Annotated in this window: 16 protein-coding genes; 13 read left to right on the top strand and 3 right to left on the bottom strand. The window is 54.8% G+C overall.

Going from position 1 to position 14,082, the window contains the following annotated elements; genetic code table 11:
- Positions 1-66 precede the first annotated feature (66 nt).
- The 4 genes from ACW14G_RS12885 to sstT all read left to right on the top strand — a co-directional run bounded on the left by ACW14G_RS12885 (position 67) and on the right by sstT (position 4,384).
- A complete protein-coding gene (locus tag ACW14G_RS12885) occupies positions 67-567 on the top strand; it encodes a M48 metallopeptidase family protein (protein WP_249022713.1) in 501 nt (166 codons plus the stop codon).
- A gap of 72 nt (positions 568-639) precedes the next feature.
- Positions 640-1,617, top strand: coding sequence for a Gfo/Idh/MocA family protein (locus ACW14G_RS12880; RefSeq protein ID WP_249022712.1), 978 nt, complete (start codon positions 640-642; stop codon positions 1,615-1,617).
- 268 nt (positions 1,618-1,885) lie between these two features.
- Positions 1,886-2,854, top strand: a complete 969-nt coding sequence (locus tag ACW14G_RS12875; RefSeq protein WP_163447847.1) for a TerC family protein — start codon at positions 1,886-1,888, stop codon at positions 2,852-2,854.
- Between the two features lie 282 nt (positions 2,855-3,136).
- A complete protein-coding gene (gene sstT, locus ACW14G_RS12870; RefSeq protein WP_419058095.1) occupies positions 3,137-4,384 on the top strand; it encodes a serine/threonine transporter SstT in 1,248 nt (415 codons plus the stop codon).
- Between the two features lie 19 nt (positions 4,385-4,403).
- On the opposite strand, the gene ACW14G_RS12865 is transcribed toward sstT, so the two are convergent.
- From ACW14G_RS12865 to uxaC, 3 genes are all read right to left on the bottom strand, one after another.
- Positions 4,404-4,955 (bottom strand): YgjV family protein, encoded by a 552-nt coding sequence (locus tag ACW14G_RS12865; protein WP_163447845.1) that lies wholly within the window; start codon positions 4,953-4,955, stop codon positions 4,404-4,406.
- 85 nt (positions 4,956-5,040) lie between these two features.
- Positions 5,041-6,528: a UxaA family hydrolase gene (locus ACW14G_RS12860; protein WP_064542134.1), complete on the bottom strand. Its 1,488-nt coding sequence runs from the start codon at positions 6,526-6,528 to the stop codon at positions 5,041-5,043.
- Between the two features lie 15 nt (positions 6,529-6,543).
- Positions 6,544-7,956: a glucuronate isomerase gene (uxaC, locus tag ACW14G_RS12855; RefSeq protein WP_163447844.1), complete on the bottom strand. Its 1,413-nt coding sequence runs from the start codon at positions 7,954-7,956 to the stop codon at positions 6,544-6,546.
- 474 nt (positions 7,957-8,430) lie between these two features.
- Here uxaC and ACW14G_RS12850 point away from each other — a divergent pair, with 474 nt between their 5' ends.
- The 9 genes from ACW14G_RS12850 to ACW14G_RS12810 all read left to right on the top strand — a co-directional run.
- Positions 8,431-9,735, top strand: a complete 1,305-nt coding sequence (locus ACW14G_RS12850; RefSeq protein WP_064542128.1) for an MFS transporter — start codon at positions 8,431-8,433, stop codon at positions 9,733-9,735.
- Positions 9,736-9,864: 129 nt separating this feature from the next.
- Positions 9,865-10,641 (top strand): transcriptional regulator ExuR, encoded by a 777-nt coding sequence (exuR, locus tag ACW14G_RS12845; protein ID WP_163447842.1) that lies wholly within the window; start codon positions 9,865-9,867, stop codon positions 10,639-10,641.
- A gap of 303 nt (positions 10,642-10,944) precedes the next feature.
- The gene (gene yqjA, locus ACW14G_RS12840; protein WP_064542121.1) at positions 10,945-11,607 is read left to right on the top strand and encodes a DedA family general envelope maintenance protein YqjA; all 663 of its coding nucleotides are present in this window, start codon (positions 10,945-10,947) and stop codon (positions 11,605-11,607) included.
- A gap of 2 nt (positions 11,608-11,609) precedes the next feature.
- A complete protein-coding gene (mzrA, locus tag ACW14G_RS12835; RefSeq protein WP_167574982.1) occupies positions 11,610-11,990 on the top strand; it encodes an EnvZ/OmpR regulon moderator MzrA in 381 nt (126 codons plus the stop codon).
- A gap of 145 nt (positions 11,991-12,135) precedes the next feature.
- Entirely contained in the window at positions 12,136-12,504 is a 369-nt protein-coding gene (locus ACW14G_RS12830) for a DUF1090 domain-containing protein (RefSeq protein WP_167574981.1), read from the top strand.
- 29 nt (positions 12,505-12,533) lie between these two features.
- The gene (locus ACW14G_RS12825) at positions 12,534-12,839 is read left to right on the top strand and encodes a DUF883 family protein (RefSeq protein ID WP_064542116.1); all 306 of its coding nucleotides are present in this window, start codon (positions 12,534-12,536) and stop codon (positions 12,837-12,839) included.
- 2 nt (positions 12,840-12,841) lie between these two features.
- The gene (locus tag ACW14G_RS12820) at positions 12,842-13,240 is read left to right on the top strand and encodes a phage holin family protein (protein WP_163447840.1); all 399 of its coding nucleotides are present in this window, start codon (positions 12,842-12,844) and stop codon (positions 13,238-13,240) included.
- Entirely contained in the window at positions 13,240-13,530 is a 291-nt protein-coding gene (locus ACW14G_RS12815; RefSeq protein ID WP_064542524.1) for a YqjK-like family protein, read from the top strand. Before ACW14G_RS12820 ends, ACW14G_RS12815 begins: the two co-directional genes overlap by 1 nt.
- Positions 13,531-13,841: 311 nt before the next feature.
- On the top strand, positions 13,842-14,082 hold a 241-nt coding region (locus ACW14G_RS12810), incomplete at its 3' end, for a DoxX family protein (RefSeq protein ID WP_455648615.1).

The following is a 14,082-nucleotide window of genomic DNA, read 5'->3' as shown; positions in this document are numbered from 1 at the left end:
AAAATTTCGGCTTATCCCTGAAAAGGGTGCGTGAGTATACACTTTTTATGATTGGCATGGGTGAAGATGAACCAACTAACTTACCTCCAGGGCTACCCGGAACACCTGCTTTCTCAGGTGCGCACGCTGATTGCTGAACAGCGTCTGGGGGCTGTGCTGGAAAAACGCTATCCGGGCGCGCACGATTTCGCCACCGATAAAGCGCTCTGGCAGTACACCCAGGATCTGAAAAACCAGTATCTACGCAACGCGCCGCCGATCAATAAAGTCATGTACGACAACAAGATCCACGTATTGAAAAACGCGCTGGGGCTACACACCGCGGTGTCGCGCGTACAGGGCGGCAAGCTGAAAGCCAAAGCGGAAATTCGCGTCGCGACCGTTTTCCGTACTGCGCCGGAACCCTTTCTGAAGATGATCGTGGTGCATGAGCTGGCGCATCTGAAAGAAAAAGATCACAACAAAGCGTTCTACCAGCTGTGCTGCCATATGGAGCCGCAGTACCACCAACTGGAGTTTGATACCCGCCTTTGGCTGACGCACCTTTCGTTAAAGGAAACTGCGTAGTCGGGCACTGGCAATGTCATAAAGGCGTGTTACATTGACGACAGAATCCCTTTATGGAGCCTGAAGGCGTTTATGATACGTTTCGCTGTGATTGGAACAAACTGGATCACCCGCCAGTTTGTCGATGCCGCCCATGAGACCGGCAAGTACAAGTTGACCGCCGTCTATTCCCGCAGCCTTGAACAGGCGCAAAGCTTCGCCAATGACTATCCCGTTGAGCACCTCTTTACCTCGTTAGAGGCGATGGCGCAAAGCGACGTTATTGATGCGGTATATATTGCCAGCCCAAACTCGCTGCACGCTCCGCAAACCGAGCTGTTCCTGCGCCATAAAAAGCACGTCATCTGCGAGAAGCCACTGGCTTCTAACATTGACGAAGCCGAGCGGGTGATCGCCGCGGCCCGCGAAAATCAGGTGGTGCTGTTTGAAGCGTTCAAAACCGCCAGCCTGCCGAACTTCCAGCAGCTCCAGCAGGCGCTGCCGAAACTCGGGCAGATTCGTAAGGCGTTTATCAACTACTGCCAGTACTCCTCGCGCTACCAGCGCTATCTCGATGGCGAAAACCCAAATACCTTTAACCCGGCCTTCTCCAACGGCTCGATTATGGATATCGGTTTTTACTGCCTGGCCTCCGCCATCGCGCTGTGGGGAGAGCCGCAGCATATTCAGGCTTCAGCCAGCCTGCTGGAGAGCGGCGTGGATGCCCACGGCGTTGTGATGCTGGACTACGGTGACTTCAGCGTGACGCTGCAACACTCGAAAGTCAGCGACTCTACCCTGCCAAGCGAAATTCAGGGGGAAGCGGGCGCGTTGGTGATTGAGAAAATCTCCGAATGCCAGAAAGTCTCCTTCGTGCCGCGCGGCAGTAAAGCGCAGGATCTCAGTCAGCCGCAGCATATTAATACTATGCTGTATGAAGCCGAGGAGTTTGCGCGCCTGGTCGAAAACAACGAAGTTGACCACCCGGGGCTGGAAGTCAGCCGCATCACCGCCAAAGTTCAGACCGAGATTCGTCGCCAGACTGGCGTCCTCTTCCCGGCGGATGCGTAAAGCAACGTAAACGGATATTGTCGGCCATTGACGAAATCAATGGCCTGTCATATTTTGTTACCTGCAAAGGGGAGTAACTTCCTTGTCGGTGGATCGTCATTACGATACGTGAAAACGTATCCGGTCGCCGGGCAACGAAAAAGGAATGCGTCAGCGCATTCTTTTTTTGTTGTAAGTGAGACCTTGCCGGAAGGCGAGGTCTATGCATAAAAAGCAACGGCTATCGTCTTCTGACGTTAGCCGTTTTTTTATGCGTAAGGAAATTTCTATGAATACTGTCGGCACACCGTTGCTCTGGGGCGGATTCGCTGTCGTCGTGGTTATCATGCTGGCCATCGACCTGTTTTTACAGGGGCGTCGCGGCGCTCACACCATGTCCATGAAGCAGGCGGCAAGCTGGTCGCTGGTCTGGGTCACCCTCTCATTACTGTTTAACGCCGCATTCTGGTGGTATCTGGTGCAGACCCAGGGCCGCGCGGTGGCCGACCCTCAGGCGCTGGCGTTCCTCACTGGCTACCTGATCGAGAAATCGCTGGCGGTAGATAACGTCTTCGTCTGGCTGATGCTTTTCAGCTACTTCTCGGTGCCCGCCGCGTTGCAGCGTCGAGTGCTGGTGTACGGCGTTCTGGGCGCGATCGTGCTGCGTACCATCATGATCTTCGCCGGTAGCTGGCTGATCTCCCAGTTTGAATGGCTGCTGTACGTTTTCGGCGCGTTTCTGCTGTTTACCGGCATCAAGATGGCGCTGGCGAAAGAAGATGAAGGCGGGATCGGCGATAAACCGCTGGTACGCTGGCTGCGCAGCCACCTACGCATGACCGACAAGATCGAGAACGAGCACTTCTTCACGCGTAAAAACGGCGTACTGTTCGCCACGCCGCTGCTGCTGGTGCTGATTCTGGTAGAACTGAGCGATGTGATCTTCGCGGTCGACAGTATCCCGGCTATCTTTGCGGTCACTACCGACCCGTTTATCGTACTGACGTCTAACCTGTTCGCCATCCTCGGCCTGCGCGCGATGTACTTCCTGCTGGCAGGTGTGGCGGAGCGCTTCTCGATGCTGAAATACGGCCTGTCGGTGATTCTGGTGTTTATCGGCATTAAGATGTTGATCGTCGATTTCTACCATATCCCTATCTCGGTCTCGCTGGGCGTCGTCGGTGGGATTCTGACATTGACGCTACTCATCAACGCCTGGGTAAATCACCGTCACGATCTAAAAGAAAAGAAAATGTAAATTCTTTCCCGACCGAGGAAGCAACGCCGGGACTCGCCCCTTACCGCCCGGGGCTGGCGTAAATGCCTTACCCGGGCCGCTCCATCTTTTGATTGTCGTCACACGTTGTAAATTATTAGTTAAATAATATGACGTGTGGCGTAAATTTCAGCATTTTATGCTTCCCCAAACGAAGACTTTCCTTATACTCGATCGAGCAAACATATTTTTACATCCAGACATAAACGTAACAAATAATACGTCACTGGAAAGACACAACTCATCACTTTAAGGAATGCAATGATGACGAAACCTTCCGCATCATCCGGTTTTCTCCGTATTCTGACTCAGGGAAGTCTGGTGAAACAGATCCTGGTTGGGCTGATCCTGGGCATTATCCTGGCCCTCGTCTCTAAACCGGCCGCCATTGCCGCTGGCCTACTTGGCACGTTGTTCGTTGGCGCGCTGAAGGCCGTCGCGCCGGTACTGGTCTTGATGCTGGTGATGGCCTCCATCGCCAACCATCAACAGGGCCAAAAAACCAATATTCGCCCCATCCTGTTCCTCTATCTGCTGGGCACATTTGCCGCGGCATTAACCGCCGTGCTGTTTAGCTTCCTGTTCCCGTCCACGCTGCATTTAAGCGCGGCGGCAGAAGATATTGCGCCACCTTCCGGTATCGTCGAGGTGCTGCGCGGCCTTCTGATGAGCATGGTTTCCAACCCGGTGAATGCGCTGCTGAACGCCAACTACATCGGTATTCTGGTGTGGGCGGTTGGCCTGGGCTTTGCGCTGCGCCACGGCAATGAGACCACTAAGAATCTGATCAACGACATCTCTAATGCCGTGACCTTTATGGTGAAACTGGTGATCCGCTTCGCGCCGCTGGGTATCTTCGGTCTGGTCTCTTCCACGCTGGCGACCACCGGCTTTAGCACCCTGTGGGGCTATGCGCAGCTGTTGCTGGTGTTGATTGGCTGTATGCTGCTGGTGGCGCTGGTGATCAACCCGCTGCTGGTGTACTGGAAAATTCGCCGTAACCCGTACCCGCTGGTGATGGCCTGCCTGCGCGAAAGCGGCGTCTACGCCTTCTTCACCCGCAGTTCAGCGGCCAACATTCCGGTGAACATGGCGCTGTGTGAAAAGCTGAATCTGGACAAAGATACCTACTCGGTCTCTATTCCGCTGGGGGCGACCATCAACATGGCCGGTGCGGCGATCACCATCACCGTGCTGACGCTGGCGGCGGTCAACACGCTGGGTATTCCGGTCGATTTACCAACCGCACTGTTGTTAAGCGTCGTGGCTTCTCTGTGTGCCTGCGGGGCTTCCGGCGTGGCGGGCGGCTCACTGCTGCTGATCCCACTGGCCTGCAACATGTTCGGTATCCCTAACGATGTCGCCATGCAGGTCGTGGCCGTGGGCTTTATTATCGGCGTATTGCAGGATTCATGCGAAACCGCGCTGAACTCGTCGACCGACGTTCTGTTCACCGCGGCAGCCTGCCAGGCAGAAGATGCTCGCCTGGAGAAAAACGCGCTCCGTAGCTAATCCCATCTCCCCTCCGCCGTCAGGTGGAGGGGTTTTCTTCCTGTACTTTCTTTTCCACCTTGAACGGGTCGATACCTTTACGCTGCATGCGCCAGAAACGAATGATATTCAGGCCGTTCATCACCAGAAAACTCCCCTCAATCAACGTGCCACCAATCGAGCCAAGCCAGAAGTTGTGAATCACCCAGCAGGCGGTTGAACACCACATCACGCAGCGTACCGTCAGCCCTTTACAGCGAAACAGCGCCCAGGTACTGGCGACGGTCCCGGCAATCGGCAGCAGCTCCATCGCATGCTGCAATTTGCTGAGGCCGAGGATGAGGGTCAGCGCGATAAACACAAACATCACCCAAATACGGCGCGTATAGACCGAAATGAGGGTACGGATGACGTTGAGTTCAGCGCTCATCCCCGCGGGAAACGCGCCCATCAGAAAGAAGTGCACGCCGATAGTGGCGCTGTAGAGTGAAAGCTGAAACTTGAAGCGTCGTTCGTCGCGGTTGATAAAGGTGGTGATACCGATTAAAAACGCCAGAACGCCCACGCCCTGGGCAAGCCAATACGCAGTCATGGAAGGGGATCCCTGTTAAGCATGCATAAAAAAACGGCGCTTCAGAAGATGAAACGCCGTTTTATCGTATCAGATCACATTTTTATTACAACGTGACGCCGCTCTTAAAGATAGCCAGTTCGCGGAAGTCATTACGCTCGTTGCAGGTCTGCTTGCCGTTAGCGAAGTCGACGATGACGTCAACAAACTCTTCCAGCAGTTGCGGCATCGCTTTACCGTGAATCAGTTGGCCCGCGTTGAAGTCGATCCAGTGTTTCTTCTTCTCCGCCAGTTCGCTGTTAGTGGCAATTTTCACCGTCGGCACAAAACCGCCGTAAGGCGTACCGCGACCGGTACTGAACAGCACCATATGACAGCCCGCGCCCGCTAAGGCACTGGTCGCCACCGCGTCGTTACCCGGCGCGCTCAGCAGGTTCAGACCCGGCGTTTTCAGGCGTTCGCCGTAACGCAGAACATCAACCACCTTGCTGGAACCCGCTTTCTGAGTACAGCCGAGCGATTTGTCTTCCAGCGTGGTAATACCGCCCGCTTTGTTACCTGGCGATGGGTTCTCGTAGATCGGCTGGTCGTGGGCAATGAAGTACTGCTTGAAGTCATTGACCATGGTCACCAGCTTGCCGAACGTTTCTTCATCGCGGCAGTGATCCATCAGCAATTGCTCTGCGCCAAACATTTCCGGCACTTCGGTCAGTACCGTGGTACCGCCATTGGCAATCACGTAGTCGGAGAAACGTCCCAGCATCGGGTTGGCGGTAATGCCGGACAGGCCATCGGACCCGCCGCACTCCAGACCAAACTTCAGCTCGCTCAGTTTGCCCGGCTCGCGTTTGTCGTTACGCATCACGTTGTACAGCTGATGGAGATGTTCGATCCCCGCTTCCACTTCGTCTTCCTGGTGTTGGCAGACCATAAAGTGAACGCGTTCAGGATCGAACTCACCAAGGGTTTCGCGGAACGCATCAACCTGGTTGTTTTCGCAGCCCAGGCCCACCACCAGCACGGCACCCGCATTCGGATGGCGCACCATGTTTTGCAGCATGGTGCGGGTGTTGATGTGGTCATCACCCAGCTGTGAGCAGCCGTAGGTGTGGCTGAAGAGATGCACGCCGTCGATACCTTCGGCGTCATTCGTCTCTTTCAGAAAACGATTCTGCATCTGGCGTGCCATCGCGTTGACGCAGCCAACGGTCGGCAGGATCCACAGTTCGTTACGCACCCCTACATCACCGTTCGCGCGGCGGTAAATCTGCACGTCGCGATCGGCCGCTTGGGCAACTTCCGCCTGGAAATCAGGGTGGTAGCTATACGTGTCCAGGTCGCTCAGATTCGTGCGCGTGTTGTGAGCGTGAATATGCTCACCCGCCGCCACGTCCACCAGCGTATGACCGATTGGCAAACCGTATTTAATGACGTTTTCACCTTTCGCGATATCGCGTAAAGCGAATTTATGGCCACGAGAGACCGCCTGGCGCAGGGTTACTGTCTGCCCATCAACGGTGACTTCGGTTCCTTCAGCCAAATCAGCGAGCGCTACCGCGACGTTATCCAGCGCATGGATCTTGATGTATTGCATACCTTCACCCAGACCTTAGTTCAGTTCAATGCCGAAGTAGTCACGCGCATTGTTAAAGCAAATGTTTTTCACCATCTCACCCAGCAGCTGGATGTCGGCAGGCGCTTCGCCCGCGGCAACCCAACGGCCAATCATCTGGCACAGAATACGGCGGAAGTATTCGTGACGAGTGTAAGACAGGAAGCTACGGCTGTCGGTCAGCATACCGACGAAGCGGCTCAGCAGGCCCAGCTGTGCCAGCTGAGTCATCTGACGTTCCATACCGTCTTTCTGATCGTTGAACCACCAGCCGGAACCGAACTGCATCTTGCCCGGCATACCTTCGCCCTGGAAGTTACCGATCATGGTGCCCAGCACTTCGTTATCGCGCGGGTTCAGGCAGTACAGGATGGTTTTCGGCAGCAGATTCTGTTCGTTCTGCTTGCTCAGCAGTTTGGACAGCTCTTCCGCCATCGGACGGTCGTTGATGGAGTCGAAGCCGACATCCGCGCCCAGCAGTTTGAACTGACGCAGGTTGTTATTACGCAGCGCGCCGATGTGGTACTGCTGTACCCATTCGCGACGTGCGTATTCAGCGCCGAGGAACACCAGCACGGCGGTTTTGAACTGCGCAACTTCGTGCTCGCTCAGGGTTTCACCCGCCAGGCGACGCGCCAGGATGCTGTCCAGCTCCGCTTCGTTGGATTCCGCAAACAGGACAACGTCCAGCGCGTGGTCGGACACTTTACAGCCGTGTGCGGCGAAGTGATCCAGACGCTTGGTCAGCGCGGTTTGCAGGTCGGCGAAACGACGGATTTCAGTGTCGGACACTTCGCCCAGTTTAGCCATATAGTCAGCGAAAGTGGCCTGCTCAATGTTGAAGGCTTTATCCGGGCGCCAGCTCGGCAGTACCTTCACGTCGAAAGAACCGTCTTTCGCAATGGTGGCGTGATGTTCGAGAGAATCGATCGGATCATCGGTGGTGCCGGCCATTTTCACATTCATCTGCTTCATGATGCCGCGCGCGGAGAATTTGTCCTGCGCCAGCAGCTCATTGCACTGATCCCAGATTTCATCTGCGGTAGTCGGAGACAGCAGTTTACCCGTAATACCGAACGGGCGACGCAGTTCCAGGTGGGTCCAGTGGTATAACGGGTTCCCGATAGTGTGCGGTACGGTCGCCGCCCACGCGTCAAACTTCTCGCGATCGGACGCGTCGCCGGTACACAGGCGTTCCGCGACACCGTTGGTACGCATCGCGCGCCACTTGTAGTGGTCGCCTTTCAGCCAGATGTCATACAGGTTTTTAAAACGGTAATCTTCCGCAACCTGCTGCGGCGGCAGGTGGCAGTGATAGTCGAAAATCGGCTGGTCTTTTGCGTAGTCGTGGTACAAACGGCGAGCAAATTCGGTGTCTAACAGGAAATCTTCAGTCATAAACGGGGTCATTATCGTCTTCCTCTCAACGAGTGGGTCAGATGTTTATCTGTAATGCCGACAAAGTTATCACACCAATTTCGCCGAACCGAAGATTTTTTCGTGAGTTAGATCAATAAACCTTGACAAAAAATGACAGAAAAATCGCGAAAACGCCCCTGCAAGCCGCGCCACGCCTGGCCTGGCCTATCTACCCCTTAAACTCTATGGAAAATACCTCTTTTGTGACGGTATTCACCTTTTAAAGTTGTATGACAAGTTATCTTGCCCCCGTCGAAACACATTGAACGACGGAATGTATTTGCGATGGTCGATACTGACACCTGATTGAGCGGTACGGATACCGAATTCAGCACACGTACTTACTGGCAAGTTCGGGCCGTACCGGGGAGCACTTCCACGGTAAGCCCTTCGAGAATGACATCCCCCGGCATAACGGGAAGATGGCTGCAGGACTCGCATTTATAACAACACGATGAGGTTTACATGCGTAAAATTAAAGGATTACGTTGGTACATGATTGCACTGGTGACGATGGGCACCGTGCTGGGTTACCTGACACGTAATACCGTGGCGGCAGCCGCGCCAACGCTGATGGCTGAGCTGCACATTTCCACACAACAATATTCATACATCATCGCTGCTTACTCCGCAGCTTACACCGTGATGCAGCCGGTTGCCGGCTATGTTCTGGATATCCTGGGTACCAAAATCGGTTACGCCTTCTTCGCCGTCGCATGGGCTATCTTCTGTGGCGCAACCGCGCTGGCAGGTAGCTGGGGCGGTCTGGCCGTGGCGCGTGGTGCGGTCGGTGCCGCAGAAGCTGCCATGATTCCTGCCGGCCTGAAGGCCAGCTCTGAGTGGTTCCCGGCGAAAGAGCGCTCTATCGCAGTAGGCTATTTCAACGTCGGTTCTTCTATCGGCGGCATGATTGCTCCGCCGCTGGTGGTATGGGCTATCGTGATGCACAGCTGGCAGATGGCGTTCATCATCTCCGGTGCGCTGAGCTTCATCTGGGCCATGTGCTGGCTGGTGTTCTACAAACACCCGCGCGATCAGAAAAAATTAACTGATGAAGAGCGCGAGTACATCATTGGCGGTCAGGAAGCGGCACACCAGACCAACAACGCGAAGAAAATGTCTCCGTGGCAGATCATTCAGACCCGTCGTTTCTGGGGTATCGCCCTGCCGCGTTTCCTGGCTGAACCAGCATGGGGTACCTTCAACGCCTGGATCCCGCTGTTCATGTTTAAAGTGTACGGCTTCGACCTGAAAGAAATCGCCATGTTTGCGTGGATGCCGATGCTGTTTGCTGACCTCGGCTGCGTTATCGGTGGTTACCTGCCGCCGCTGTTCCAGCGCTGGTTCGGCGTGAACCTGATTGTGTCCCGTAAAATGGTGGTTACCATGGGCGCACTGCTGATGATTGGCCCTGGCATGATCGGCCTGTTCACCAGCCCATATATTGCGATTGCTCTGCTGTGCCTCGGCGGCTTCGCTCACCAGTCTCTGTCCGGCGCGCTGATTACGCTCTCTTCTGACGTCTTTGGCCGTAACGAAGTGGCGACCGCGAACGGTCTGACCGGTATGGCGGCGTGGATGGCAAGCACCATGTTTGCCCTGGTGGTGGGTGCGCTGGCTGATACCATCGGCTTCAGCCCGCTGTTCGCCGTACTGGCAATCTTTGACCTGTTAGGCGCGCTGGTTATCTGGACCGTCCTGCAGAACAAGCAGGCTGACGATGGCCAATCCGGCCAGAATCGTCCGGCCCAGCAGGCCACGCAAAACTAATCTGCGACCGAAGTTTGTTTTCGCTCAAGCCGCCTTGATCCAGGCGGCTTTTTTCATGCCAAATTGTGGTGAGTGGCTCGCAAAAGTGGTATAACAAATTCAATCTGCCGTACCCTGCCTGGAGAGTATATGGAAATCGCCGACGCACGTCGCTTATATCAGCAACTTGCCGCTGAGCTGAAAGAACGCATTGAGCAAGGCGTTTACCTTGTGGGCGATAAACTGCCTGCTGAGCGCTTTATTGCCGATGAAAAAAGCGTCAGCCGCACCGTGGTGCGCGAAGCCATCATTATGCTCGAAGTTGAAGGGTACGTTGAAGTTCGCAAAGGCTCCGGCATCCACGTTATCTCCAATCAGCCGAAGCATCATCAGGCGCCGGACGAAAACCTGGAGTTCGCTAACTACGGGCCGTTCGAGCTGCTGCAAGCGCGCCAGCTCATTGAGAGCAACATCGCTGAATTTGCCGCCACCCAAGTCACCAAGCAGGACATCATGAAGCTGATGGAGATCCAGGAAAAAGCGCGCAAAGAGAAATGCTTCCGCGACTCCGAGTGGGATCTCCAGTTCCACGTGCAGGTCGCCCTGGCGACGCAGAACACCGCGCTGGCCGCGATCGTTGAAAAAATGTGGACCCAGCGTGTGCATAACCCGTACTGGAAGAAGCTCCACGACCATATCGACGCCCGAACCGTCGATAACTGGTGCGACGATCACGACCAAATCCTCAAGGCGCTCATTCGCAAAGATCCGCACGCGGCGAAGATTGCCATGTGGCAGCATCTGGAAAACACCAAGCTGATGCTGTTCAACGAAACCAGCGATGATTTCGAGTTCAACGCCGACCGTTACCTGTTCGCCGAAAACCCGGTCGTTCACCTCGATACCGTCGCCATCGGCGGTAAATAAATCGTTCTTTTTTTCGACAAGGCTTGCCTGACTTTCTGTGTGGGTAAGCCTTTGTAAATCCCCTAGCCTCTCTCCGCACGAAACCGCAAAATCAATCTGCAACAAATTGCAATTTCTATGACGTGAAACCACGCCGTTTGTTACAATTGCGTGCATTTTGTCGTTTCGACATTGAGTAAAAGATTATTTCGCCAAAACAGGGACTGTTCAGCGCGTATTTACCGCGATGCTATTAAAATAGAAACAGAGAAGACGTCGCAGCGCGTTCAGGCATTACGTTAATCGATGTACCAGGAATCATGAATGGAACTACTAACCCAACTGTTAAATGCCTTATGGAGCCAGGATTTCGAGACGCTCGCAAATCCCTCGATGATCGGCATGCTCTATTTTGTCTTGTTTATGATCCTGTTTCTGGAAAACGGGCTGCTGCCTGCCGCCTTCCTGCCGGGCGATAGCCTGCTGGTGCTGGTTGGCGTACTCATTGCCAAAGGCGCGATGGGCTTCCCGCAAACGATATTTCTCCTGACGGTCGCCGCCAGCCTCGGCAGCTGGATTGGCTATATCCAGGGCAACTGGCTGGGCAATACGCGTATCGTCCAGAACTGGCTATCGCATCTTCCCGCCCATTATCACCAGCGCGCGCACCATCTGTTCCATAAGCATGGTCTGTCTGCCCTGCTGGTTGGCCGCTTTATCGCTTTTGTCCGCACCCTGCTGCCGACCATCGCCGGGTTGTCCGGGCTCAACAACGCGCGCTTCCAGTTCTTTAACTGGATGAGCGGCCTGCTGTGGGTTTTGATTCTGGTCTCGCTGGGTTTCCTGCTCGGTAAAACGCCGGTCTTCCAGAAATATGAAGACGCGCTGATGTCCTGCCTGATGCTGCTACCGGTAGTGCTGCTGGTCTTTGGACTGTGCGGTTCGTTAATCGTGATGTGGAAGAAAAAATACGGTAATCGAGGATAATCATGGCGTCGAACCGCATTCAGCTTCGCCGGTTTGCATTGAGCCTGAGCATCATGCTGATGTTGTGCATGCTGCTCTGGATGTGGGCCGCGCTGCAGCGTGAAGAGTCCACGCTCGCGATTCGCCCGATTAGCCAGGCCAGCATGCCTGATGGTTTCTCCATCTCGCACCACCTGGATGCCAACGGCATTCGTTTTAAAAGCATTACCCCGCAGAATGACTCGCTGTTGATTACCTTTGAATCCAGCGAGCAAAGCGCAGCGGCGAAGCGCGTGCTGGATAGCACCCTACCGCACGTCTACGTTGTCGCTCTACAGGATGAAGACAACGATCCGCAAAGCTGGCTGTCACGACTGCGTGACACCTCACATCGATTTGGCTAAAAACTTCCAGGAATCTGAATAATTTCACTTACTTTGGTGATTTAGTCTTTTACTTACTATGCTTAGTATTGTGGGTGCCGTCTCGGTACTCACCTACTGGGAAAAGTACATTCCAGATGTACTGTGCAAAATGGAAGATGAATACATGAAATACCGCATCGTACTTGCGCTTACTCTCGCTTGTCTTAGCGCGAGCGCAGCAGCAACATCACTCTGCCAGGAAAAAGAGCAGGACATTCAGCGTGAGATTGGTTATGCCGAGAAGCATAACAATCAGAACCGTATCAACGGCCTTAAAAAGGCGCTGAGCGAGGTGAAAGCCAACTGTACTGATAGCAAGCTTCGCGCCGATCATCAGGAAAAGATCGCTGAGCAGAAGGACGAAATTCGCGAGCGCGAGCAGGATCTGCGAGACGCGAAGCAGAGCGGCGATGCGGAAAAAGTGGCTAAACGCGAGCATAAGCTGCAGGAAGCCAAAAAAGAACTTAACGCGCTGGAATCACGCGCGTATTGAGTGTGTGGAACCCCAACAGGAGAGAGACGATGGCTAAAGATTCAACCTCAGATCAGTTACGTGCAGAGCTGAAAGCCCTGTCAGATACTCTGGAAGAAGTCCTGAACGCTTCCACCGATAAATCCAAAGAAGAGTTGAGCAAACTGCGCAGCAAAGCGGAAAGCGCGCTGAAAGAGAGCCGCGACCGTCTGGGCGAAACGGGCGATGCCATTGCGAAGCAGACCCGCGAAGCGGCGGCGAAAGCCGACGGCTACGTCCGCGAAAACCCGTGGACCGGTGTTGGCATTGGCGCCGCTGTCGGCCTGGTGCTGGGCGTACTGCTGACGCGCCGTTAAGCATGAGTGATTCTCAGCACGCGCAGGGTCCCGGGAAAAACGTCCTCGGCATTGGTCAGCGCATTCTCACCTTGCTGGTTCAGATGGTTGAAACGCGACTCCGCCTGGTGGTCGTCGAGCTGGAAGAGGAGAAAGCCAACCTCATCCAGCTGCTGTTAATGGCAGGGTTAACCCTGCTGTTTACCGCTTTCGGCCTGATGAGCCTGCTGGTGTTGATTATGTGGGCGGTCGACCCGCAGTATCGTTTACACGTGATGATTGCCACCACCGGCACGCTGCTGCTGTTGGCGCTGATTGGCGGCATCTGGACCCTTCGCAAGGCCCGACGTACCACGTTACTGCGACATACGCGCCACGAGCTGGCCAACGACCGCGCCCTTCTTGAGGATGAAGAGCCATGATGAGCCCACGTCAGGAACGGGAACAGCGCAAAGCGTTTCTGCTGCGCCAGATTCAGCAGCAGCGGCTGGATCTCAGCGCAGGTCGCCGCGACTGGCTGGATGTCACACAGGTTTACGATCGCGGCTGGAGCCGTCTCGTCAGTCTGCGCTCGTGGGTGATGGTCGCCAGCAGCGCCATGGCCGTGGTGTCGCTGCGCCACCCTCGCTTCCTGGTGCGCTGGGCGCGACGCGGCATTGGCGTCTGGAGCACCTGGCGAATGGCAAAGAGCCTGCTGCGCAAAGCAGGCTGATTCGGCAGCTTTCTCACAACATAAAGCCCCGTAGACAGCACGCAGATACGGGCTTTTTCTGCTGTTCATACTTTCGATCCTGTCAGCGTTTGCTGTCACAGGACAGGCATTCCTGCTCCCCTCTGTCCGTCACCGCCTCCACCGCCAGACCTCATTGCTCAGATTCTTTGAAGAAGTTCAACAGTTTTCCTTGCTAACAATTGCCATACGTCGCAGTTATATTTCTCTCCATCGACAGCAGCAACGCGCTATCGACGTGTAAATGCTGAATAAATTGGTTTAACTACCCGCAAGGTTCTCTGGAGAGAAAGATGAAAAAATTAGAAGATATCGGTTTCCTGGTTGCTCGTATTCTGATGCCAATTCTGTTTATCACAGCTGGCTGGGGCAAAATCACCGGGTATGCGGGTACACAGCAGTACATGGAAGCGATGGGCGTCCCAGGGTTCCTGCTGCCGCTGACCATCCTGCTTGAGTTTGGCGGCGGTCTGGCAATCCTGTTCGGTTTCCTGACCCGTACCACCGCGCTGTTCACCGCAGGCTTCACCCTGC

The organism is Kluyvera sp. (assembly GCF_965301105.1).
This window is presented reverse-complemented; position numbering and strand designations above follow the sequence as displayed.

Excerpts from the sequence above, each read along its gene's own strand:
- ACW14G_RS12885 (WP_249022713.1), top strand. The coding sequence starts at position 67 with ATGAACCAACTAACTTACCTCCAGGGCTACCCGGAACACCTGCTTTCT.
- ACW14G_RS12880 (WP_249022712.1), top strand. The coding sequence starts at position 640 with ATGATACGTTTCGCTGTGATTGGAACAAACTGGATCACCCGCCAGTTT.
- ACW14G_RS12875 (WP_163447847.1), top strand. The coding sequence starts at position 1,886 with ATGAATACTGTCGGCACACCGTTGCTCTGGGGCGGATTCGCTGTCGTC.
- sstT (WP_419058095.1), top strand. The coding sequence starts at position 3,137 with ATGACGAAACCTTCCGCATCATCCGGTTTTCTCCGTATTCTGACTCAG.
- ACW14G_RS12865 (WP_163447845.1), bottom strand. The coding sequence starts at position 4,955 with ATGACTGCGTATTGGCTTGCCCAGGGCGTGGGCGTTCTGGCGTTTTTA.
- ACW14G_RS12860 (WP_064542134.1), bottom strand. The coding sequence starts at position 6,528 with ATGCAATACATCAAGATCCATGCGCTGGATAACGTCGCGGTAGCGCTC.
- uxaC (WP_163447844.1), bottom strand. The coding sequence starts at position 7,956 with ATGACCCCGTTTATGACTGAAGATTTCCTGTTAGACACCGAATTTGCT.
- ACW14G_RS12850 (WP_064542128.1), top strand. The coding sequence starts at position 8,431 with ATGCGTAAAATTAAAGGATTACGTTGGTACATGATTGCACTGGTGACG.
- exuR (WP_163447842.1), top strand. The coding sequence starts at position 9,865 with ATGGAAATCGCCGACGCACGTCGCTTATATCAGCAACTTGCCGCTGAG.
- yqjA (WP_064542121.1), top strand. The coding sequence starts at position 10,945 with ATGGAACTACTAACCCAACTGTTAAATGCCTTATGGAGCCAGGATTTC.
- mzrA (WP_167574982.1), top strand. The coding sequence starts at position 11,610 with ATGGCGTCGAACCGCATTCAGCTTCGCCGGTTTGCATTGAGCCTGAGC.
- ACW14G_RS12830 (WP_167574981.1), top strand. The coding sequence starts at position 12,136 with ATGAAATACCGCATCGTACTTGCGCTTACTCTCGCTTGTCTTAGCGCG.
- ACW14G_RS12825 (WP_064542116.1), top strand. The coding sequence starts at position 12,534 with ATGGCTAAAGATTCAACCTCAGATCAGTTACGTGCAGAGCTGAAAGCC.
- ACW14G_RS12820 (WP_163447840.1), top strand. The coding sequence starts at position 12,842 with ATGAGTGATTCTCAGCACGCGCAGGGTCCCGGGAAAAACGTCCTCGGC.
- ACW14G_RS12815 (WP_064542524.1), top strand. The coding sequence starts at position 13,240 with ATGAGCCCACGTCAGGAACGGGAACAGCGCAAAGCGTTTCTGCTGCGC.